This window comes from Cloacibacillus sp. An23 (assembly GCF_002159945.1).
GTDB lineage: Bacteria > Synergistota > Synergistia > Synergistales > Synergistaceae > Caccocola.
In genome coordinates, this window is sequence record NZ_NFJQ01000001.1 from 75,558 (window position 1) to 96,904 (window position 21,347).

19 protein-coding genes and 1 tRNA gene are annotated in these 21,347 nt (G+C 58.9%); 11 read left to right on the forward strand and 9 right to left on the reverse strand.

Annotated features, from left to right (window positions below):
• Positions 1-8: 8 nt before the first annotated feature.
• Positions 9-977, reverse strand: coding sequence for a CsgG/HfaB family protein (locus tag B5F39_RS00405; RefSeq protein WP_255375997.1), 969 nt, complete (start codon positions 975-977; stop codon positions 9-11).
• 143 nt (positions 978-1,120) lie between these two features.
• Positions 1,121-2,938 carry a hypothetical protein gene (locus B5F39_RS00410; RefSeq protein ID WP_087362866.1) on the reverse strand — a complete coding sequence of 606 codons (1,818 nt, stop codon included), beginning with the start codon at positions 2,936-2,938 and terminating at the stop codon, positions 1,121-1,123.
• A 159-nt stretch (positions 2,939-3,097) separates the two neighbouring features.
• Here B5F39_RS00410 and B5F39_RS00415 point away from each other — a divergent pair, with 159 nt between their 5' ends.
• Positions 3,098-3,814 carry a helix-turn-helix domain-containing protein gene (locus B5F39_RS00415; protein WP_087362867.1) on the forward strand — a complete coding sequence of 239 codons (717 nt, stop codon included), beginning with the start codon at positions 3,098-3,100 and terminating at the stop codon, positions 3,812-3,814.
• A gap of 73 nt (positions 3,815-3,887) precedes the next feature.
• Here B5F39_RS00415 and coaD read toward each other — a convergent pair whose 3' ends face one another.
• The 4 genes from coaD to rsmA all read right to left on the reverse strand — a co-directional run bounded on the left by coaD (position 3,888) and on the right by rsmA (position 6,989).
• On the reverse strand, positions 3,888-4,376 hold the full coding sequence (gene coaD, locus B5F39_RS00420; protein WP_087362868.1) for a pantetheine-phosphate adenylyltransferase: 489 nt from the start codon (positions 4,374-4,376) through the stop codon (positions 3,888-3,890).
• Positions 4,373-4,867 carry an RsmD family RNA methyltransferase gene (locus tag B5F39_RS00425; RefSeq protein ID WP_239390989.1) on the reverse strand — a complete coding sequence of 165 codons (495 nt, stop codon included), beginning with the start codon at positions 4,865-4,867 and terminating at the stop codon, positions 4,373-4,375. The genes coaD and B5F39_RS00425 overlap by 4 nt, the downstream gene beginning before the upstream one ends.
• A gap of 348 nt (positions 4,868-5,215) precedes the next feature.
• Entirely contained in the window at positions 5,216-6,151 is a 936-nt protein-coding gene (gene trmB, locus B5F39_RS00430) for a tRNA (guanosine(46)-N7)-methyltransferase TrmB (protein ID WP_087362869.1), read from the reverse strand.
• Complete coding sequence (rsmA, locus tag B5F39_RS00435; RefSeq protein WP_087362870.1) at positions 6,135-6,989, reverse strand: 16S rRNA (adenine(1518)-N(6)/adenine(1519)-N(6))-dimethyltransferase RsmA; 855 nt, start codon at positions 6,987-6,989, stop codon at positions 6,135-6,137. Before rsmA ends, trmB begins: the two co-directional genes overlap by 17 nt.
• A gap of 147 nt (positions 6,990-7,136) precedes the next feature.
• Between rsmA and lepA the strand changes: the two genes are divergently transcribed.
• The 10 genes from lepA (at position 7,137) to B5F39_RS00485 (ending at position 16,653) form a co-directional block, all read left to right on the forward strand.
• Complete coding sequence (lepA, locus tag B5F39_RS00440) at positions 7,137-8,948, forward strand: translation elongation factor 4 (protein ID WP_087362871.1); 1,812 nt, start codon at positions 7,137-7,139, stop codon at positions 8,946-8,948.
• Positions 8,938-10,152 (forward strand): radical SAM family heme chaperone HemW, encoded by a 1,215-nt coding sequence (gene hemW / locus B5F39_RS00445; RefSeq protein WP_087362872.1) that lies wholly within the window; start codon positions 8,938-8,940, stop codon positions 10,150-10,152. Before lepA ends, hemW begins: the two co-directional genes overlap by 11 nt.
• 147 nt (positions 10,153-10,299) lie before the next feature.
• Positions 10,300-11,709: an L-seryl-tRNA(Sec) selenium transferase gene (gene selA, locus B5F39_RS00450; protein WP_239390991.1), complete on the forward strand. Its 1,410-nt coding sequence runs from the start codon at positions 10,300-10,302 to the stop codon at positions 11,707-11,709.
• Positions 11,710-13,620: a selenocysteine-specific translation elongation factor gene (gene selB / locus B5F39_RS00455; RefSeq protein WP_087362874.1), complete on the forward strand. Its 1,911-nt coding sequence runs from the start codon at positions 11,710-11,712 to the stop codon at positions 13,618-13,620.
• A 104-nt stretch (positions 13,621-13,724) separates the two neighbouring features.
• The gene (locus tag B5F39_RS00460) at positions 13,725-13,970 is read left to right on the forward strand and encodes a Veg family protein (RefSeq protein ID WP_087362875.1); all 246 of its coding nucleotides are present in this window, start codon (positions 13,725-13,727) and stop codon (positions 13,968-13,970) included.
• 254 nt (positions 13,971-14,224) lie between these two features.
• Positions 14,225-14,896: a 4-diphosphocytidyl-2C-methyl-D-erythritol kinase gene (locus B5F39_RS00465; protein ID WP_143330602.1), complete on the forward strand. Its 672-nt coding sequence runs from the start codon at positions 14,225-14,227 to the stop codon at positions 14,894-14,896.
• Between the two features lie 5 nt (positions 14,897-14,901).
• The gene (locus B5F39_RS00470) at positions 14,902-15,705 is read left to right on the forward strand and encodes a phosphoribosyltransferase family protein (RefSeq protein WP_087362877.1); all 804 of its coding nucleotides are present in this window, start codon (positions 14,902-14,904) and stop codon (positions 15,703-15,705) included.
• A gap of 98 nt (positions 15,706-15,803) precedes the next feature.
• Positions 15,804-15,983 carry a ferredoxin gene (locus B5F39_RS00475; protein ID WP_087362878.1) on the forward strand — a complete coding sequence of 60 codons (180 nt, stop codon included), beginning with the start codon at positions 15,804-15,806 and terminating at the stop codon, positions 15,981-15,983.
• 18 nt (positions 15,984-16,001) lie between these two features.
• A tRNA-Ile gene (locus B5F39_RS00480) sits at positions 16,002-16,078 on the forward strand.
• 74 nt (positions 16,079-16,152) lie between these two features.
• On the forward strand, positions 16,153-16,653 hold the full coding sequence (locus tag B5F39_RS00485; protein WP_087362879.1) for a GNAT family N-acetyltransferase: 501 nt from the start codon (positions 16,153-16,155) through the stop codon (positions 16,651-16,653).
• Between the two features lie 74 nt (positions 16,654-16,727).
• On the opposite strand, the gene B5F39_RS00490 is transcribed toward B5F39_RS00485, so the two are convergent.
• The 3 genes from B5F39_RS00490 to leuS form a co-directional block, all read right to left on the reverse strand.
• Positions 16,728-17,516 carry a PhzF family phenazine biosynthesis protein gene (locus B5F39_RS00490; RefSeq protein ID WP_087362880.1) on the reverse strand — a complete coding sequence of 263 codons (789 nt, stop codon included), beginning with the start codon at positions 17,514-17,516 and terminating at the stop codon, positions 16,728-16,730.
• 62 nt (positions 17,517-17,578) lie between these two features.
• On the reverse strand, positions 17,579-18,511 hold the full coding sequence (holA, locus tag B5F39_RS00495; protein WP_087362881.1) for a DNA polymerase III subunit delta: 933 nt from the start codon (positions 18,509-18,511) through the stop codon (positions 17,579-17,581).
• Positions 18,511-21,009: a leucine--tRNA ligase gene (gene leuS / locus B5F39_RS00500; RefSeq protein ID WP_087362882.1), complete on the reverse strand. Its 2,499-nt coding sequence runs from the start codon at positions 21,007-21,009 to the stop codon at positions 18,511-18,513. Before leuS ends, holA begins: the two co-directional genes overlap by 1 nt.
• Between the last annotated feature and the right edge of the window lie 338 nt (positions 21,010-21,347).

A 21,347-nucleotide genomic window follows, 5' to 3' on the forward strand; every position in this document is an offset into this window, starting at 1 on the left:
GTATCCCGTCAGTTAAATTCGCGACGTTTCTCTTCCATCGCCGCGTCGATGTCGAATCCGCCGGCACCGCCGTAGTCGTCGGCCGCATACTTCAATTCTTTCCAATTTGACGGCGCGCGAGAAACGAGCGCACCCCGACGCGGGACGCATCCTTTTATGATCTTTCCGGTCGAATAGCCAGTATCGACGGAGGTTATCTGGAACATGCAAAGATAATTCTTCTCAACCCCAAGCTCCGTCCCGTCGAAGTCACGTATCACCTCTCCACGGCGATACGCCACGAACCTGTCGCCCTTCTTGACGCTGCTGTTGGCGCTGCCGAGATTGCACATGACTTCCTTCGTTGAAGCGGAAAGCACGCGGTACGCGCCGCTGTCGCCGAGCAGCTTATCCTGAAGCTCATAAACGATTTTGGTAACGGCCTCAAAAGTGGCCTGAGAAAGCAGTCCGCCGGCCTTGCCTGCGCCAAACCCGCCGTAAGCCGTAGCGATGCCGCCCTGCGTCTGGTTCGCGACGCCGGTCTGACGCAGAGTAGCGACCACCTCGCTCGTCGTAGTGTCGATAAGCCGAACGTCCAGCGTAACGTGAGCCTCCTCCGACGCTACCGCCACCCCGCCGAGGAACGGCACCGGGACAGGCACCGCCCCGCCGCTTGCCTGGTAGTGGTACTGAGTGATTGCTCCTGCGATAAGATACTGCGCGGCCTTGATATGCGACATCTCGACGCTGGCCAACTCGTCAGTAAGCCCCTGAGCCGACATTCTCTGTTCCTGTGCGACAGAATCCAGATGCGCGCGCTCCACGACGGAAAACGCAGGAATCTTAGCCAACTCGCCCGACATCATATCCTGAATGGCGCGTGCCGGAGCCGCCGCGTTGGAATTGTCGCGGAAATCCATAACGGCAATACGGATGCGCTCGCGCCCGGCCGCTTCAAGAACAGACGGATAAACGGCCCAAAACGCTACAAATGTCAGAAGAAAAACAAACTTGCGTAAAAACGACACGAGAAGCCACTTCCTATCTAAAATTATTAGAAATTCCTACAATAATAAAAAACTGCAAAGCGCGCCGCCGCAGACCGAAAGCAAAGCGGCGCGCGTAAGACCGCCGAAGTATCCTAACGTTTGCGCTCCTTCCGCAAAACCATGAAAAGCCCCGCAATCGCAAGCAGACCGCCGAAGCCGAAGCCCGCGTTGCATCCGCCGCCACCGCCCGAACCGCCGGTCGAAGGCTGTTCGGGCTCTGCCGGTTCTTCCGGCGTCTCTCCGCCGCCCGTACCGTTGACGATGAACTTCATGCCGTCGTCGGTGAAATAAGCGTCCGTAACGCCAGAAGCCGCGGAGTAATCTACTGCAATAGAGGCAAAATTATGCACCGGCTGTTTAAATTCAAGCGCCGTGGCCTCCGCGCCCCACGCGCCGGTCACTGTGATTCTCTTCACGTCGGTGTCAAGCGTCGTAAGTTTCACGGCCGTGTTATTTGCAAGCTGAATCTCGTCGAAATATCTGACTGTTACTTTGTCGGTTTCAGACGACATATCTGCCCTGACGTTGTCGAGTACAAGCACGCTGTCGCCTAGGACGGAGTCGGTGTAATCAGAAGTGATTATATTATCAAAGGTGTCGTTTGAATATTCCTGCCTCCAACCCTGTCCAGAGATTTCACCACAGCCCCATTTCAAATCTGTTACATCCATATTCTTCAAGGCAAGCCGCACGTTTCCGACTGTACTGGAGGCATTCTCTCCCATAACACCGCCTCCACAGTAAACTACGCCCTCTGTAAGCCCCCTAAAGGTTTCATTCCCGCTTATTATTATTTCAGAATTGCCTTTTATTCTGCTTTCAGCTCTGCCTTGATAATGCACAATAGTTTCTGCATCCTCTTGCCTAACTGAAGTAGAAAGCCCCCCACCATACACATGTAGAGAATGTTTTCCTGTTCCATCAAAACTAATATCGGATATTTCCGCATATGAATTTTCGATTTCCGCAATAGCGTTATATTCATCAGACCAACAATTTGCGTCAGCACCCATCCATATACTCAAATATCCGTCGTAAGTCCCTTTTGAGGCCACGGCAACGTCTCTGACAATAACTCGGCTCTCGCCATGTACTTTGTAAGAGGCACCTCTTATAACCTGGTCTTCTGGCCATGAATGATCTGAGACACCAATGCTGGCAACCTTAATAGTGCCACCGACCCCATATTTGTCGACGAAACCTGAACCATTAGTGACAGTAGCACCAATTACTGATATCTCGCTTCCGCCGCTAATATCCACAGAGGAATCTCCTGCTTGAATCAATTCCACACCATTAAAATCGCTAGCCTCAAGCGATATAGACGCATCACCGTCAATATTAACATTCTTAGAAGAAAAGGCACCAAGAAGGAAGTCTGACGATATAGCGCTATCGTGGGATTGTTTTATGTTGCTCACGACAAGTTCCTTGCGCTCCGATGATATGGTGTTGTCGTACCCCACGTAATGCTCATCATCCTCCGAAAAGACATGGAAATTAAACCATGCGTAACCGCTACCGACGGTAGAAAGCGTTATATCATGCATATTATTTAAGCCCCAAACTGTTAGAGCAACGGAATCATCCTGCCCTAGGTCAAGAACCATTTTGCCTCCGCCAGATATTTTCAAGTCTCCATTACCAAATATGTATGGCGGGTCTTCATCCCAGCGCAAAGTCAGACTTGCATCTTCATTTATAAAAATTGAAGAAACCTCATTATCTCCACGATAAGGAGCATCCACACCCCAAATATCATCACCCGTTATCACATACTCGCCTATATCATTGTTCTCGATAAGCGCCGCGTAAGACGGCGCGGTAGCACATAAGAGCAACATCGCCAACATCACCGCGCATAATTTTCCGACGACCAAGGCACTTCTACCGCGAATGACTTTCTTCACAACAACGACCTCCTCTAAAAATAAGTACAGCAATATAGAATGCATTCTCAATTATAGCTATTAGCAATATAAAGTCAAATATTATTATCGCTAATATAATATATATAGTTATTTTATTTCTGTTTAACCAGTAAAATAGCTGTGAGCTATAGTTCTTGTATGAGAAACAGAAATCAGAAACTCATCGCAGAACGGATACGTGGGCTTCGTGGCGATAAAACGCAGAACGAGGTAGCCGAACTGCTGCATATCACACAGGCCTACCTAAGCGAAATAGAGAGAGGGAAAAAAGTTCCATCTAAGGCTCTGCTGTTTGAAATCGCAGAGAAATTCAACACAACCGTCAGTTATCTTATCGGAGAGACCAACACGGTCGTATTGCCTGAACTTTTGGACGGTGCAGGCAATTCAGCCCCGACAGCTGTCCCGACTCCTCGTGATGACGACGCAGAGTGCATATTGCTTGGAGTACTGGAATTTAACGATATACTTGAAGCATGCCGTGTAGGAACATTTGTCAAAAAAATGGGGGCGCACATATATGTCCCAATGACAGACATCGGCGAACGTTACAGCGAGTCAAATCTGCCGTTTGTGCTCAAACTCTCCGGTGGGAACAACAGGCTGTTCGGCTTTCCAGATGGCAGCAGAGCCGTTATAAATCCTGAGGATACACTGCACAATTTTGACATAGCGCTTGTATATTACAATGGGGACTTGGCGCTGAAAAAAATTATGAATAAGGATGATGAAATAGAGTTGATTTCTTTCGATGGTTCTAAGATTTACGTGAGCGACGACGAAGTTCTCGACGGAGATTTCAAGATATTCGGCAAGCTGACGTCAGTAACGCTTACCCCAAATCACGGTTTCTAGTTGTTGCATGTGATATGAAACAAACGCCGCGCAGTATCGTATGGCTGCGCGGCAGTTGTTATATTTCTTTCTTCTACATCTCCCTCGGCGGTATCCTTTCCCTCAAACGGCGGTAGACACCGGGGGGGACCATGTCGCGCACTGCTCCGCCGAACTGGAAGGCGGCTTTGATGCCGCGGCTCGACAGATAAGAATATTTCGCGTCGGTGGCGATGAAGAAGGTCTCTATCTCGGGCGCGAGCTGGCGGTTCATCTGCGCGAGCTGGAATTCGTATTCGAAGTCGGAGAGGGCGCGCAGGCCTCGGATTATTATGCGGCTCTGCTGCTGGCGCATGAAGTCCACGAGCAGGCCGTTGAAGTATTTGACTTTGACGTTGGGAAGGTGGACGAGCGCCTCGCGCGCCATTATCTGGCGTTCCTCTTCGCTGAAGGTCGAGCGTTTTTCCGGGTTGACGAGCACCGCGACGATGAGTTCGTCGAAGAGCGCCGCCGCGCGCTCTGATATATAAATGTGGCCGTTCGTTATCGGGTCGAACGAGCCTGGGTAGACCGCTCTGATCATTCGTCTTTCCTCCTGGTGTAAAAGCTGAGCACAGTTCCGCCGTATTTCCTATCTTCGCGCTCCCATTTCTCCGCGTCGAGAGGCGCTGGCTCTTCCTCCTCGGAGCGCTCGAATATCCAGACGCCGCCCGCTGCGAGCAGGCTTTCGTTCGCCTCTATGAGCGCCGGGAGCTCTTCGCCCCAGCCGAGGTTGTAAGGCGGGTCGGCGAAGATTATGTCGAAGCTCTCGCCGCTCTTCGCGAGCTTCGGCACGACGCGGCGCACGTCCGCGCAGAGACATTTTACTCCGTCCGGGACGCTCTTAACAATGGCGGCGTGCCTCCTGCGGTCCGACTCGACGCAGACGACCGGCGACGCGCCCTTGACTCTCGCCGCCGCCGCTATGCGTCCGCTGCCCGAGAAAAGGTCGAGGAAGCCCTTCCCGTGTATGTTGCCGAGTATGTTGAAGAGCGCCAGCATGACTTTGCCGGACGTCGGCCTCATTTCTTTCATAGTCATCCCTCCGCTGACGTTTATGTGAAAAGTATAACGGCGAAGGGCCGCGCTGTATATAGAGAAGGCTGCGGGAAGTTCGCGCGTCGCGGCGGCTCGAGGAAATTTCACGGAGTCTGCGAGCGGCCCCGGCGGTTTGGCGCTCTCGCCGCAGTTTCCGCAGCCGCGCGACGGCGGCGCTGTGCTTCGGCTCTTCCGGCTGGACGCGCCTGCGCGCCGCTCACCTTGCGCCGTGACGTTAACGCCGCGTGGACGGCGGACGATGCGCGCGGATGTGAAAAGAGAGCGCCGCTCCCCGGATTTCGGGAGAACGGCGCTTTCCTGCGGATTTTTCTTTTTTCGCGCGCGTCAGTTCTGCGCCTCGGCGAGCGCTTTGAGCAGCGCGGCGCGCATCGCGGGCGTGCGGTACGGGTGCCCCACGGAGTCGACCTTTATCGTGACGCCGCTGTGGTGCGGCAGGACTTTCAGATAGAAGTGCTGTTCGAAGCCCTCGTCGGCGGTTATCACGAGCAGCAGGCCGACGCCCTCTTCCGAGAGGAACGCCTCGCGGAACACCCAGTGGCCTTTGCCGCCGACGCCCGCGCCTTCGGCTCCGCGTAGAGCGCCGAGCACTTCCTTCACGCTTTTTTTAGTATTCGCCTCGCACTCCATAGGCCATTCCTCCTCTGTCTCCGGCTTCTCCTCGAGCCGGCCTTCTTTGCGTATCACGAGCAGCCACGTGTCTTTGTCCATGGCCTTCCATTTTCTTTCGTATTTAGTGACGTAGGGGCGTTCCGGGTTTTTCACGACGGGCTCGGCGCGGAATGAAGCGCACGATGCGAAGACCTCCGCCGTCTCGTCCGCGTACCAGTCTACGTCGGTCGCGAGCTCGAAGCTCCCGCCCGGTTCGAGCAGATAATTTATGAGCCCCGCGAAGGCCGGCACAGTGACGCGGCGCTGCGCGTGGCGCGCCTTGGGCCACGGGCATGGGAAGTTCATGTAGACCTTCTCCACGCTCTCAGGCGCGAAGCAATAACGCAGCAGGAAGCGCGCGTCGCCGTGCATTATGCGCACGTTCGTCAGCCCCGCGGCGAGCACGCGGCGCGCGCCCTTCGCGGCGCACCACTGGGACACTTCGACGCCGACGACGAGTTTGTCGGGGTTGGAACGTCCGAGGAATTCGAGGAACTCGCCGTTGCCGAAGCCTATTTCGACGAGGACGCGGCCCGAGGGCGACAGTGCCGCCCAGTCGAGCGGCAGCCCGTCGTTCCGCGCGACGATCACTTCGTTAAGGTTCCACCACATTGCGGAGGCCTCCTTTGTCTTTTATCGCGAAGTCCGGCTCCTGCACGAGCTCGAACCATTTTTCAAGCGTCAGCTCCTCGGCGCGCGCCGTCGCGGAAAGGCCGCGCCGCTCCAGGATTTCGAGCGCGCGTTCGCGGTCTATCCCGGCGTAGCCAGCCGTCCAGTTGTTGACGAGAGTCTTGCGCCGCTGCGCGAATGAGCGCGCGAGCAGCGCGCGCCACGTGCGGTCGTTCGCGAGCTCGCGGTTCTTTTCTATCCTTATCTCAATGAGCGCGGAGTTCACGCGCGGCTGCGGACGGAAGGCCTGCGGCGGGACTTTGCGCAGAATTTCCGCGCCTCCCATCGCTTCGACCGTCACGCCGAGCGGCGAGCGCGCGCGGCTGCGCGCCGGGGAGGCGATGCGCTCCGCGGACTCTAGCTGCACCATCAGCAGCATGTAGCTCACGCCGGCGGGGATGAGGTTTTCAAGAAAAGTCCACAAAATCGGCGTCGTTATGTGATACGGGAGGTTCGCGACTATCTTCGTCGGGACTTCGGGAAGTTCAGCGCGGTAGTCGAAGCGCACCGCGTCGCCCCAGAAGAGCCGAAGCCGCCCGTCGTCCGCGGCGATGCGCTCGAGCCCGCCGCGAAGCCGCTCGTCCACCTCGACGGCGTAGAGAGCGCGCGGCTTCGCCGAGAGCAGGCCGCGCGTCAGTATGCCGCCGCCCGGGCCGATTTCGAGAATAACGTCGTCCGCCGCCGGCGCGGCGCGCTTTACCGTGTAGGCGACGACCGATTCGTCTATGAGAAAGTTCTGTCCAATGTCAGTGTTGTGTATGAAGCGTCCTTTTTCCGCCATTCGTCCAACGCCTTCGAGAGAAATTTTTTCGCCGCCGCGAGGCGCGCTCTTTTTATTTTAGCATGAGGCGCGCGAAATTTATCATTGCCGCAAGCTCGCCTTATCGGATAAAATACACTGTGGATTTGCAGGGAGTGAAGGATTTTTATGAAACTGGAGAATATACGCAATTTCAGCATAATCGCCCACGTGGACCACGGAAAGTCTACGCTCGCCGACCGTCTGCTCGAAGCGACGGGGACGATCGAAAAGCGCAACATGAAGGCACAGCTGCTCGACATGCTCGACCTCGAGCGCGAACGCGGCATAACGATAAAATCCGTTCCCGTGCGCATGAACTACAAGGCCGGCGACGGACGCGAGTACGTGCTGAACCTTATCGACACGCCGGGACACGTGGACTTTTCCTACGAGGTCTCGCGCTCGCTCGCGGCGTGCGAGGGCGCGGTGCTCGTCGTGGACGCCTCGCAGGGCGTCGAGGCGCAGACGGTCGCGAACAGCTATCTCGCGGCCGACCTCGACCTCGAGCTCGTGCCGGTGCTCAACAAGATAGACCTGCCCTCGGCGCACCCGGAGCAGGTCAAGAAGGAGCTTGAGGACATAATCGGCATCAACGCCGACGACGCCGTGATGATCTCCGCAAAGACAGGCGAAGGCGTGCCGGAGCTGCTCGAGCGAATCGTGCGCGACATCCCGGCTCCGTCGGGCGACGCCGGCGCGCCTCTCCAGGCGTTGATTTTCGACTCCGTATACGACAATTACAAGGGCGTCATCTGCTACGTCCGCGTCGTCAACGGTACGCTCGAGGCCGGCAAGACGGTGCGCTTCATGGCGACGGGACAGAGCTATCAGCTCGACGAGGTCGGCGTATTCAAACCGGACATGGTGAAGGTCGAGCGGCTCGGCCCGGGCGAGGTCGGCTTCATCTGCGCCAGCATAAAGACGATAGACGAGGCGCACGTCGGCGACACGATAACCGACGACGCTAAGCCGGCGGCAGAGCCGCTCGCAGGCTACAAGAAGGTCAAGCCCGTCGTATTCTGCGGCTTCTACCCCGTCGAGCGCGAGGACATAAACCAGCTCCGCGAGGCCCTCGAAAAATTACAGATAAACGACTCTGCGATAAGTTTCGAGCCGGAGAACTCGGCGGCCTTGGGCTTCGGCTTCCGCTGCGGCTTCCTCGGCCTGCTGCACATGGAGATTGCTAAGGAACGGCTTAACCGCGAGTTCGGCGTAGACCTCGTCGCGACCGCGCCGAACGTCGTATACCAGATAGTGCTGACCAACGGCGACGTGATAGAGGCGCACCGCCCCTCGGACTTCCCCGACCAGGCGCGCATCGAGGAGATCCGCGAGCCTTACATAAAGCTTTCGATATTCATGCCCGAGCAGTTCGTCGGCGCGGCTATGCAGCTCTGCCAGGAGAAGCGCGGGACTTACGCCGGCATGGACTACATCACGCCTGAGCGTGTGCGCCTCACCTACGACATGCCGCTCGCGGAGTTCATCCTCGATTTCCACGACAGGCTGAAATCCTGCACGCGCGGCTACGCCTCGCTCGACTACGAACACATAGGCTTCCGCGCCGCGAACCTCGTCAAGGTAGACGTTTTACTTCAGGAAGAACCTGTGGACGCCTTCTCCTTCATCTGCCACGCCGACCAGGCCTACCACAGAGGACATGCCGTCGTCGGCAAGCTCAAAGAGCTGATACCGCGCCAGCTCTTCGAAGTGCCGGTGCAGGCCGCGGTCGGAAAGAAGGTCATCGTGCGCATGAACATCAAGGCCGTGCGCAAGGACGTCCTCGCGAAGTGCTACGGCGGCGACGTGACGCGGAAGCGCAAGCTGCTCGAAAAGCAGAAAGAAGGCAAGAAGCGCATGAAGCAGGTCGGTCGCGTCTCGATACCGCAGGAGGCTTTCCTCGCCTTCATGGACGTTACGAAATCCGATGACAAATAAATTTAGTCAAACGGATAAAAACACGCAGAAAGCCGCCGCGCGAAATGACGGCGGCTTTTTTTCTGACGCGCGCGGAAGCGGCGCGGCGGGCCGAGCTTCGTGCCGTTCGCTCTACGTCCACGTGCCTTTCTGCGCGCGCAAGTGCAATTACTGCGCCTTCGAGAGCGCGCCGCCGCGCGAGGGGGACTTCGGGCTATGGCTCTCGGCGCTTCGCCGCGAGATAGAACTGCGAAGCGCCGAGCTCGGAAAACTTTCGCTCGATACCTGCTACGTAGGCGGAGGCACTCCGACCGCGCTGCCGCCGTTGATATGGGACGAACTCATAGAAACTCTCGAAAAATCCTTCGATTTCGCGCCCGGCGCCGAAGTGACGGTCGAGGCGAACCCGAACTCGCTGCGCGCCGAACATCTGCTCGCCTGGCGCGAATGGCGTGTGACGCGCGTCAGCGTCGGCGTGCAGAGCTTCGACGGCGCGGAGCTTGAAATGATGGGTCGCCTGCACGGCCCGGCGCAGGCGCGCGACGCGCTCTCCGCGGCGCTCGCGGCGGGCTTTTCCGTCAGCGCCGACTTCATCTTCGGCCTGCCGCACCAGACGCTCGAAAACTGGGCGCGCACTCTGCGCGAGGCGGTGCGCATAGGCCTTTCACACATCTCGCTCTATCAGCTCTCGCTCGAAGAGGGGACGCCGTGGGAAAATCTTCCGCGCGAGACTCTGCCCGACGGCTACGCTCAGTACCGCTGGGCGCAGTGGTATCTCCCGAAGCACGGCTACGAACAGTACGAGGTCGCGAATTTCGCACGCGCGGGCAAGGAGAGCCGCCACAACCTCAACTACTGGCGCGAGGGCGAATATCTCGGCCTCGGCCCCGGCGCGGCGAGCTACATAGACGGCGCGTGGACGAAAAATTTCGGGACGCTGCGCGAATACGCGGATGCGCTCGAAGAGGGCCTTCCGCCCGTGCGCGAGAGCGAGACCCTCGACACCGAGGCTCGCGGACGCGAGGCCGCGGTCCTCGCGCTGCGCACGGCGGAGGGCATAAAGCGCGCGGACTTCGCGCGGCGTTTCGGCGAAGCGGCGCTTTCGCGTATCGAACATATAATGAACGGTTTCCCGAAAAATCTCTACGAATCCGACGGACGCGGAATCCGCCTCACGAAGAGCGGAATGCGCGTCGCGAACCTTATCTGGGAAGAGCTGGTGTAGCGCGGCAAAACGCGGACCCAGCCGCCTGCGGCTGCGCCCGCACGAAATTCCGCCGCATCGTCCGCATTTTTAACATTTTCATATACAATACGTAAAGAACATAAAATAAAGGGAGGAGTTCCCTTGGACGCAGAAATACAGAAAATAATGAGAAACATACCATCGATGGACAAGCTGCTCTCTCTGCCGTGGATCGCGGAGTACGAGGAGCGGCTCGGGCGCGAGACGGTGAAAGCCCTTCTTTCCGGGCTGCTTGCGGCGCAGCGGGCCAAGATAATCAAGGACCGCGACACGGCCTTCGACGCGAACACGGTCGCCGCCGACGCGAAGCGGCTGCTCGCGCGCCGCGCGCGGCACAGCCTGCGCAAGGTCGTCAACGCGACCGGAGTCGTGATACATACGAACCTCGGGCGCTCGCTGCTAGCGAAGGAGGCGGTCGAGGCGGTCAACGAGGTCGCCGGCGCCTACAACACCCTCGAGTATTCGCTCGACGAGGGCGCGCGCGGACAGCGCAACGACCACGTTGAGTGGCTGCTCTGCCGCCTCACGGGCGCCGAGGCCGCGCTCGCCGTCAACAACAACGCCGCGGCCGTCGTGCTCGCTCTCTCCGCACTCGCCAAAGACAAAGAATCGATAGTGTCGCGCGGCGAACTTGTGGAAATCGGCGGCTCTTTCCGCATTCCGGACATAATGGCGCTCTCCGGCACCAGAATGGTCGAGGTCGGCACGACGAACCGCACCCATCTGCGCGACTACGAAGCCGCGATAACCGAGGAATGCGCCATGCTGCTCAAGATACATCCGTCAAACTACCGCGTCACGGGCTTCCACTCCGCCGTTCCGCGCGAAGAGCTCGCGGAGCTCGCGCACGAACGCGGGCTGATATTCATGGAGGACCTCGGCAGCGGAATGCTCATCGACCTCTCGCGCGCGGGCCTTTCGAGCGAAAACGACCCGACAGTCGCGCAGTCGCTCAAAGCCGGCTGCGACATAGTCACCTTCTCCGGCGACAAGCTGCTGGGCGGCCCGCAGATAGGCGGAATCGTCGGAAAGAAAGAACTTATAGCCAAGCTCAAGAAAAACCAGCTGCTGCGCGCGCTGCGCGTAGACAAAATGACGCTCTCGGCCTTCGAAGCCACGCTGCGCCTCTACCTGCGCGGAGCCTACGACCGCATCCCGACGATAGAGATGATATTCAAGACAGAAGACGAGCTCCGCGCTTCGGCGCAGCGCTTCGCGCGCCGGCTCAGGGCGTTCTTCAAAAACACGCAGATACAGCGCGTATATATAGAGACAGTCCCCGTCGAAGACGCGGTGGGCGGAGGCTCCTTCCCGCAGGCGGTGCTCCGCGGATGGGCCGTGTCGCTGCGGCTGCCTGAAATGGGCAGCGCGGGCAAACTCGCCGAGCGCCTGCGCCTCTGCACGCGCCCCGTGATAACGGGAGCCGGGGACGACAGAGTGCTCTTCCACACGCGCACGCTGCGCCAGGGCGACGAAAAATGGATAATTGAGGCGTTAGCGGAGATACTTCCGCCCGCGCCCGAAAGGAAAATATAAATGGCTTTCTCCGAATACCCGTTCGTAATAGGAACGGCGGGACACATCGACCACGGAAAAACAACTTTAGTAAAGCGTCTGACCGGCGTGGACTGCGACCGCCTCTCAGAGGAAAAGAAGCGCGGCATGACGATCGAGCTCGGCTTCGCCCCCTTCACGCTGCCATCGGGAAAGACGGTCAGCATAATCGACGTACCGGGACACGAGAAATTCATCCGCCAGATGGTCGCCGGCGCGGCGGGCATAGACGCGGTCATGCTCGTCATAGCGGCGGACGACGGCGTCATGCCGCAGACGCGCGAACACCTCGCCATACTCTCGCTGCTCGGCATCAAGGCGGGCCTTACCGTCATAAACAAAATAGACCTCGTTGACGAAGAGATGCTCGAAATGGCGATAGACGACGCGCGCACTCTGCTCGCCGGGACTTTCCTCGGGGACAAGCCCATAGTCCCAGTATCCGCCGTGACTGGCGCGGGCATCGAGGAGCTGAAAGCCGAGCTCCAGAAGATGACCGAAAGCTCTGAGAGAAAGAGCCGCAAGGGGGCCTTCTTCCTCCCAGTGGACCGCGCCTTCCACATCTCGGGCTTCGGCACCGTCGTCACTGGAACTACGATAAACGGCGAAGTCCACGAGGGAGACGAGGTTGAGATACTGCCCGAAGGACACGTCTCAAAAATACGCTCTCTCCAGGTACACGGAACCCCGGTAGAGACCGCAACGGCGGGACAGCGCACAGCCGCGAACCTCGCCGGAATTTCGCTCGAAGAGGTACGCCGCGGCGACGTCGTGGCGGCGAAGGACTGCTTCACTCCGTCGCAATGCCTCGACGCGCGCATAGAGCTTCTCAAGGACGCGGAGCCGATCAAGCACTGGCAGAGGCTCCGCCTGCACGTCGGCACGGCGGACACGCTCGCACGCATATCTCTGCTCGACAAGGACGCCATACGCCCCGGCGAGACCGCCGCGGCGCAGCTCATAACGGAGGAACCGGTCGTCACGTCGATGAAAAGCTGCTTCATCCTGCGCACATACAGCCCGCTCGTGACCGTGGCCGGCGGCAGGATAATTATGCCCGCCGGCGAACGCCCGAAGAGCCGCCGCGAAAAAGAGGCGCTGATAAAATTCCTCGACACCCTCGCCGCGGAGCCGCCGCTCAAGGACCGCGTACTGGCGCTAATAGATTACAAAGAGATAATACCGGCGGCCGACGCGGCGCGCATGAACGAAATAACCGTAACAGAGATGATGCGCGCGATATCGTCCTGCGAGGCGAAAGGAGAGATAGGCATAGCGCGCGGCTCGGACACGACTCTCATCTCGGGCGCGAAGCTCGCGGAAATCACCGAGACCCTGCGCGCCGCGCTCGAAAAATTCCACAAGGAACACCCGGAGCGCAAAGGAATGCCGTCAGACGAATGCGCGAAAGCGATCTCATCCGGCGACGCTAAATTCGCGCGCGAACTGCTCGCCCTGCTCGCCAAGCGCGAGGCGATACGCTTCGAGGACGACAGAGCCGCGCTGCCGGACTTCGAGCCCTTCGACGAGGAACTATTCTCCTCCGAGGTCTCGGCACTCCGTGATTTCGCCGTCAAAAAAGGCTACTCGATGCCGACCCTCGAGGAGGCGCAGCAGTCCCTCGGATATTCGGCGGAGCAGATGAAACGCATAATATCCTATCTGCGCGAAAGAAAATCGCTGGCGCTCGTCACCGGAGGCTTCCTGCTCTTCCCTGAAATAGAAGAAGATTTCATGAAAAAACTCTCGGAAATAGACGGCGACATAACGCTCGCCGCAGTCCGCGACGCTACAGGAAGCAGCAGAAAATACGCGCTGCCGCTGCTCGAATATTTCGACAGCAAGGGAGTTACAAGAAGGGTCGGAGACAAGCGGATACTGATGAAAAAATAACAAGTTGAGCAGCATACCACAAAACGACCTCTGGTTCATAAAAAGGTTGCACATTCATACATTTTGATGTACAATCACCGAAGGTCATTGTGGAGGTGTATAGTATGCCAAATACGATAGAATCAATACGCGAGAAAATAACTCTCCACAAAGGGTCAAGAGTCTCGTACCGTGCGGCGAACGGAAGGCGAAAGATAGAAGCGCGCTCCGGCGTGATACAGGAGACCTATCCGAGCCTGTTCACGGTATTCATAGAGTCTCAGCAAAGCACAGTATCCTTCAGTTACATCGATCTGCTCACCAAAGAGGTGGAGCTGCAGCTCGAACCCAGCGGAGAAAACCTTTTCTGAGCTTCTTTGCCCCAAACAAGGCCCCGGCTCAAGAGCCGGGGCTTTTTAATATATCCTTACGAAAGGCGGAGGCGCGCATGGCGGAGACGATACGCTGCCCAATAAAAATAAATCTCATTCTCAGAGTATTCTCGAAGCGCACTGACGGTTATCATGAGATTTACTCTCTATTCTGGCAGAAAAAAGGAATAGAGAGGTTGACAATTCAACAAAAATACGATGAAATTATAGGAGATTCCCTGAACATCACGGGAATGAAAATAGAGGGTGAAAATCTCGTAACAAAAGCTCTCGCCGCGGTCAGAAAACGCTGGGACGCGCCCCCGCTCGATATGACGCTGGAAAAGTTTTTCCCAGCCGGCAGCGGCATCGGCGCGGGCAGCGGCAACGCAGCCGCGCTGATAAAATGGCTCGCCTCGCGCGGCGCGCCGCTAAGCGCGGAAGAGACCGCGAAGCTCGGAGCCGACGTGGCCTTCCTCGCATCCGGCAGCGTCATGGCGGAGGCGCGCGGCATAGGCGAAAAGATGACGCACTTCGCGCCGCCCTTCGATTTCCGCTGGCTCCTGGTATTCCCCAAATGGAGTTCCGGCACCGGGGATGCCTACGCGAAGCTCGACGCCGTCCGCGAAAGGCGAGCGGATAGGACTGAGCCGGAACCCGGCGAAGACATGGCGCGTATAGACGCTCTGGCGCGCGGCGGAACGGCGGGACTTCTGCCGAACGACTTCTACGAAGTGTCGGCGGCGGAACACGCCGAATACGGAGAGGCGGAAAGGATAGCCGAAGCTTCGGGAGCGCGCGGATGGGGGCTCTGCGGCAGCGGGAGCGCCTTCTTCGGCCTCTACGCCGGCGCCCAAGAGGCCGAGGCTGCGGCTCGGGCCTTCGGCGCCACTGATTGGGCGCTTAAAACATATATTGTGGAGTGATTACGATGAGAGGGCAGAGAACAGAACGGCTTGTCAGGCTTGCCGCAAAATTTATGATGTGTCCGTCGAAGCTCGTCTCGCTGACGGACCTGGCGAATAAATTCAACGTATCAAAAACCGTCATAAGCGACGACGTTGAGGTCATAAGCTCCGCGATGGAGGCCGACGGCCTCGGGCGCATGACAGTAGACCGCGGACGCAGCGGCGGAGCGCGCTTCATCCCCGTATGCACACCGGAATACCGCAGGTCGTACCTGTCTGAGGTAGCACGCATGCTAGCCGACCCGGAGAGGAATCTTCCGGGCGGGCTGATCTACTACAGCGACCTGATATTCAACCCGGAGTCGGCGATACAGCTCGGCTACTGCATGGCATCGCTCTTCACGGAGACTGAGCCCGACGTCGTGATGACCTCTGAGGTCAAGGGCATACCTATAGCGATGTTCGCGGCCTACGCTCTCGGCGTGCCGCTGGCGGTCTGCCGCTTCCGCAACCGCCCGAGCGACGGAGCGGCGGTAGGCGTACATTATCCGACGGCCAGCGGCGACGTCAAGACGATGTATATCGGCACGCGCCAGATGAAGCGCGGCTGCCGCGTGCTGATAATAGACGACTTCATGCGCGGCGGAAGCACGGCCTCAGGAATGCTGCTGATGGCGAAACAGTTCGAAGCCGACGTCGCCGGGATCGGCGTATTCATCGCATATGACGAACCGAAAGAAAAGTCCGTTCCCCAATACCGCTCTCTGCTGACGCTGCGCCACGACGCGGACGGCGAGCAGAGGCTGACGGTCACGCCGGAAGCATAGCGTCCCGAGATTTTTTTGGCAAAATCGCAAAAAAGTATTTGACGTATCGCGAAGAATGTCGTAGAATTCTTCCTTGTGAAAGGGAGGTGACTCTCGCCATGAGCATCAAGGTTAACTTGGATGACTGCATCGGATGTGGCGTGTGCGCCGAACTTTGTCCGCAAAGCTTCAAGCTGGACGAGCTCGAAGGTAAAAGTCTCGTGATTTCGCAGGAGGTCACAGCGGCGGTAAAGGAAGCCGCCGACAGTTGCCCGGTCTCTGCAATTGAGATTTTTTAACAGAGCGACAAATAATGCGGGCCCATAGCTCAATTGGTTAGAGCTCCCGGCTCATAACCGGATGGTTTCAGGTTCGATTCCTGATGGGCCCACCACCGAACAAAATCCCGGCTTTCAAAGCCGGGTTATTTTTTTGCTTGCCGCAGGCCGCCGGTGCGCCATATAAAGCGTGCGAAAATACCACACTTTACGCCGCTTTGCCTGCGATGATCGGAGACACAATAACGACTCGTATCAGGAAAAATACAAGCAGACGTTCAACGACCTGAACACCGAGTGGATCGTCAAGCTTTTCGGCAAGGTCGAGAAAGAGGACACGGAGACCTTCGGCCACCTCAACGAGATACTCGCGGGCGGCGCGATGATATACCTCGCGGTCGAGGGCGATAAGGTGCTCGCCGTCTGCATGGTGCGTCCGACGGGGAACGGCGAGTGGGAGATGTGCAAGATGGGCGCCGCTGGCCAGTGCACGGGGACTGGGGCCGGAAGCGCAGTTTTCGAGAGCTGCAGGAACTACGCGCTGGCTTACGGGGCAAAGCGAATTTTTCTCCTGTCGAACGACAAGCTGAAGCCCGCGCTCCACATCTACGAGAAGTTCGGCTTCAAAGAAGTCAAGCTCGAAAACTACGAATACGAACGCGGCAACATCGCCTATGAATATATAGCTTAAAAGCGGCGCAAAAAAAGCGGACGCGGCGTTCATGCTGGATGCCGCGTCCGCTTGTCTGTCCGGCGGAGCGCCCGCTAGAACGGATAAATTTCCGCCTCGCTGTACAGCGCCGCCTTGCCCGCCAGCTTTACGCGCGCGCCCTCCATGCGGCAGTAGAGCGTGCCGCCGCGAGGCGACGCCTGATATGCGGTGATTTCGTCTTTGCAGAGCTTTTCCGCCCAGTAGGGGACTATGTGGCAGTGGCCGGAGCCGCATACCGGGTCTTCGGCGACGCCGCATTTCGGCGCGAAGCTGCGCGAGACGCAGTCGGTTTCACGTCCGCGCGCCGTGACCTGCGTCAGAAGGCCGTCGAGTTTTTTCAGCTTTTCCATGTCGGGCGCGAGAGCGCGCACTATTTCCTCGTCGTCGAATACGCAGAGCATGTCGCGCCCCATGTACGCTTCGCTCGGAACGGCTCCGAGCGCGCCGGAAATTTCTTCCATTACAGGGATCGGCCGCAGGCTGTAGGCCGGGAAGTCCATTTCGTAAAGCCCGCCGCGCCTCGTTACGGTCAGCCTGCCGCTCAGCGTGTCGAAGGCCGCTTCGGAAGCGTCCTTTTCTATGAAATTCATAATTACGCAGGCGCATGCCAGCGTCGCATGTCCGCACAGGTCTATCTCGCCTCCGGGGGTAAACCACCTAAGACGGTAGCCCTCGCCCTCTTTTACGGCGAAGGCCGTCTCCGATAGGTTGTTCTCTCGCGTTATATCGAGCATCGTCTTTTCCGTCAGCCATTCGTCCATTACGCAGACCGCCGCCGGATTTCCTGAAAATACCTCGTCAGTGAAGGCGTCCACTACGTATTGCTTGAGACTTTTCGTCACATCGTACACCTCCGTTATTGATTTTTATATTTTTCGCAGTTTGTAGGGTAAGATACGCGCCGTCAGCGGCGCGCGGACGCAAGCAGCGTTATCACCGCTGTTTCAAGGCCGTTCCAGCCCGCGCCGCGGCCGCTTCTTTCTTCTATGCTGATTCTCAGCAGGGCGCAGACGAATTCCGTCAGCGCGGTGCGGCCGTAACGCCGCGCCGCCTGCTGCGCCATGCGCCATGCGTAGTCTTTCGCGCCGAGCGCGCGTCCTATCGCAGCGCCGTCGTTGCCGAGGCTAGCGTACCATGCGAGGCGCATCCTGTTGTGTATCGGCGTTATGGACGGGATGAGGTCTGCGGACGAGGACATCGCGCGCAGGCTTGCCACGACGCCGGCGGCGTCGCCTGTGCACAGGCCGTCGAGCAGCCGCAGCAGGTTGCGGCTGCCGTCGTCGAGGCACATCTGCCTCACGTCCGCCGCGTCTATCGTGCCGTTTTTTTTCAGGAATTTAAGGCTTTTGAGCTGGGCGCGTATCTCTTCCGGGTCGTCCAAGAGTTCTACTATCATCGCCGCTCCCTGCGCCGTCAGCGGCGCGCCTAGCTCGTTCGCGAGGCGCGTGACCCACGCCTGCCGCTCTCTGGGCCAGCGCGGGAATTCCGCGGGCTTCATCACGCGGCATTTCGCGAGGACGTCTTTCGGGATGAATTTGGAAGGCTGGGACTTCGCGTCGCTTTCGTATACGAGCAGAAGCACAACGTCGGACGACGGCTCCACGACCGAGGCGAGCTTCTCAGGGAACTGCCCCATCGAGAAGGCCGATTCCACGACTACGAAGCGTTTTTCATCAAAAAGGCCGCCGGTCATGTTGTCGGAGAGAAGGGAGTTCCACTCCCCTCCCTCCTGCCTGCCGGCGGCCGTGTATCCTTTTTTTTCGAGCTCCGCGCACGTCTCCTCCAGCAGCCGTCTCTGAGCCGTGCCCGACGCGGCTATCAGGAGGAGCTGCGGCATCAGCCCTTCACCACTATGTTGACGAGTTTGCCAGGGACGGCTATCGTCTTGACTATTTCCTTGCCCTCTATGCGCTTTTTGGTCTCTTCGCGGCCCATTACCTCGGCGAGGAGCTCTTCTTTCGAGAGGCCCGCCGGCACGGTGAACTGTTCGCGCACCTTGCCGTTTATCTGAAGGACTATCGTGGCGCTGTCCTCAACGAGAGCCTCTTCCTCAACCTTGAACCACGGGTGGACGGAGAGGAAGTCCTCGTTGCCGAGCATGTGCCAGAGCTCTTCCGTGATGTGCGGCGCGAACGGCGAGAGGCAGCAGAGCAGCGTCTCAACGCCCTCGCGCTTCACGCGCCAGCCCTTCTCGTCGGCTGGGGCGTAGGCTATGAGCGCGTTAGCGAGCTCCATGAGGCGCGCGACGGCGGTGTTGAACTGGCGCTCGTCGCGGATGTCCTTCGTGACGCGGTCGAGCGTGCTGTGTATGACGCGCTTCATGTCGCGCTCTTCCTTGAGCGTTATATCCTTCATCGGGACGCGCTCCGGCGAGGCGGCTTTGAGCTGGTCGAGGCTGCCCTCGACGAGACGCCAGACGCGGCCGAGGAACCTGTTCGCGCCTTCGACGCCGCGCTCGGACCAGTCGAGGTCCTTCTCGGGCGGAGCGGCGAAGAGGATGAAGAGGCGCGCGGTGTCCGCGCCGTATTTCTTGATTATTTCGTCCGGGTCAACGACGTTGCCGAGAGATTTGGACATCTTGGCCCCGTCCTTGATGACCATTCCCTGCGTCAGAAGGCGCTTGAACGGCTCGCGCACATCCTTCGGCAGCAGTCCGAGGTCGGAGAGCACCTTCGTGAAGAACCTCGCATAGATGAGGTGCAGGCAGGCGTGCTCGATGCCGCCGATGTACTGATCGACCGGCATCCAGTATTTAGCCGCCTCGGGGTCGAAGGGCTTGTCGTCGCACCACGGCGAGGTGTAGCGGTCGAAATACCACGACGAGCAGAAGAAGGTGTCCATAGTGTCCGTCTCGCGCTTCGCGGGACGCCCGCAGACGGGGCAGGTCGTCTCGTACCAGTCTGGACGCAGCGCGAGCGGGTTTCCGCCGTTCTCGGGCATCTCGATGTCGAGCGGCAGTTTGACGGGAAGCTGGTCCTCGGGCACGGGGACTATGCCGCAGTGGTCGCAGTAGACCATCGGTATCGGCGTGCCCCAGTAGCGCTGGCGCGAAATGAGCCAGTCGCGGAGACGGAACTGTATCTCGCGCTTGCCCTTGCCGTGCTCCTCGAACCAGTCGGCGGCCTTCTTGATGGCCTCAGGCGTCGGAAGCCCGTCGAGGAAGCCCGAGTTGCAGGCCACGCCGTCGGCGGCGACGGCCGCGGGCATCGTCGCGCCGTCTGGCGCTTCCCCGTCCGCGGGGCGGACGACCGTGATGACCGGAATGTTGTATTTGCGCGCGAAGTCGAAGTCGCGCTGGTCGTGCGCGGGGACGCCCATGATGGCCCCCGTGCCGTAGTCGGTGAGGATGTAGTCGGCGATCCAGATGGGGACCTTCTCGCCGTTGACCGGGTTGATCGCGAAGAATCCCGTGTCCATGCCCTGCTTGTCGGTGCCGACCGCGGTGCGCTCTATCGCGCTGCGGTTCGACATGCGTTTCGCGAAGTCGAGCATCTCCTCGGCCTTTTTGCCGCCTATGCGCTTCGCGAATTCTTCGACGTAGGGATGCTCCGCCGCCATCGCGACGAATGTGACGCCGAATATGGTGTCGATGCGCGTCGTGAAGGCTTCGAGCTTAAGCTCCGTGTCCGCTATATCCATCTCGAAATGCACGCCTTCGGAGCGGCCTATCCAGTTGCGCTGCATCGTGACGACGCGCTCGGGCCAGCCCGTGAGTTCGTCGAGGCAGTCCACAAGCTCCTGCGCGTACTCCGTTATGCGGATAAACCACTGGTCGAGTCCGCGCTTCGTGACAGGCGTGCCGCACCTCCAGCAGACGCCGTCTCCGACGACCTGCTCGTTGGCGAGCACCGTCTGGCATTTCTCGCACCAGTTGACCGGCGCGTGCTTGCGGTAGACGAGTCCTTTTTTATAGAACTGGAGGAAAAGCCACTGGTTCCAGCGGTAGTATCTCTCGCTGCAGGTCTCGACGCGGCGTCTCCAGTCGTAGCTGTAGCCCGCGTGCTTGAGCTGCTGCGTCATGTGCTCTATGTTGCTCCAAGTCCAGTCCGACGGCGCGGTCTTGTGCTTTATCGCCGCGTTCTCGGCGGGCATACCGAAAGAGTCGAAGCCCATCGGATAAAGTACGTTCTTCCCGTTCATGCGCAGGAAGCGCGCCATAAGGTCGCCTATCGTGTAATTGCGCAGGTGCCCCATGTGGAGCGCGCCGCTCGGATAGGGGAACATCTCGAGGCAGTAGAACTTCTCCTTCGACGGATCGGCCTCGACCTCGAAGATTTTAGCGTCCGCCCATTCTTTCTGCCATTTAGGCTCTATGGCGGCAAAATCATACGGCATCTATATCTCTCCTTCGTACGAAGAATTTCATTCATACATTTGGTAATTATATACACAGCGCATTTGCAGGTCAAACGCGTGCCGGGGCGCACAGCCGGAGACGGAGCCGCGCGCCGGGGCGTCTCTCGCGCGCGCGGGGGAAAAGTCCGAACGCAGCGCCGCAGTCCCCGGAGCGAGGCGGAGCGCCGGACGCCGGCCGGAGCCGCGCGGCGGCGCGGACTCGCCGGAACACATGCGCGGCTTTCCAAACGCGCGGGGGCCGCAAGGACGCGACGGCGTGCGCGGCGCTTCGCCCCGTCCCGATGACGCGCCAGACTTTTTCGTCGTACCGGGATTTT

Coding starts and splice junctions, on each gene's coding strand:
- B5F39_RS00475 (WP_087362878.1), top strand. CDS start 15,804: ATGAGCATCAAGGTTAACTTGGATGACTGCATCGGATGTGGCGTGTGC.
- coaD (WP_087362868.1), bottom strand. CDS start 4,376: ATGATCAGAGCGGTCTACCCAGGCTCGTTCGACCCGATAACGAACGGC.
- B5F39_RS00465 (WP_143330602.1), top strand. CDS start 14,225: ATGAAAATAGAGGGTGAAAATCTCGTAACAAAAGCTCTCGCCGCGGTC.
- selA (WP_239390991.1), top strand. CDS start 10,300: ATGAGAAACATACCATCGATGGACAAGCTGCTCTCTCTGCCGTGGATC.
- rsmA (WP_087362870.1), bottom strand. CDS start 6,989: ATGGCGGAAAAAGGACGCTTCATACACAACACTGACATTGGACAGAAC.
- holA (WP_087362881.1), bottom strand. CDS start 18,511: ATGCCGCAGCTCCTCCTGATAGCCGCGTCGGGCACGGCTCAGAGACGG.
- B5F39_RS00470 (WP_087362877.1), top strand. CDS start 14,902: ATGAGAGGGCAGAGAACAGAACGGCTTGTCAGGCTTGCCGCAAAATTT.
- selB (WP_087362874.1), top strand. CDS start 11,710: ATGGCTTTCTCCGAATACCCGTTCGTAATAGGAACGGCGGGACACATC.
- hemW (WP_087362872.1), top strand. CDS start 8,938: ATGACAAATAAATTTAGTCAAACGGATAAAAACACGCAGAAAGCCGCC.
- trmB (WP_087362869.1), bottom strand. CDS start 6,151: ATGTGGTGGAACCTTAACGAAGTGATCGTCGCGCGGAACGACGGGCTG.
- B5F39_RS00415 (WP_087362867.1), top strand. CDS start 3,098: ATGAGAAACAGAAATCAGAAACTCATCGCAGAACGGATACGTGGGCTT.
- leuS (WP_087362882.1), bottom strand. CDS start 21,009: ATGCCGTATGATTTTGCCGCCATAGAGCCTAAATGGCAGAAAGAATGG.
- B5F39_RS00460 (WP_087362875.1), top strand. CDS start 13,725: ATGCCAAATACGATAGAATCAATACGCGAGAAAATAACTCTCCACAAA.
- lepA (WP_087362871.1), top strand. CDS start 7,137: ATGAAACTGGAGAATATACGCAATTTCAGCATAATCGCCCACGTGGAC.
- B5F39_RS00425 (WP_239390989.1), bottom strand. CDS start 4,867: ATGAAAGAAATGAGGCCGACGTCCGGCAAAGTCATGCTGGCGCTCTTC.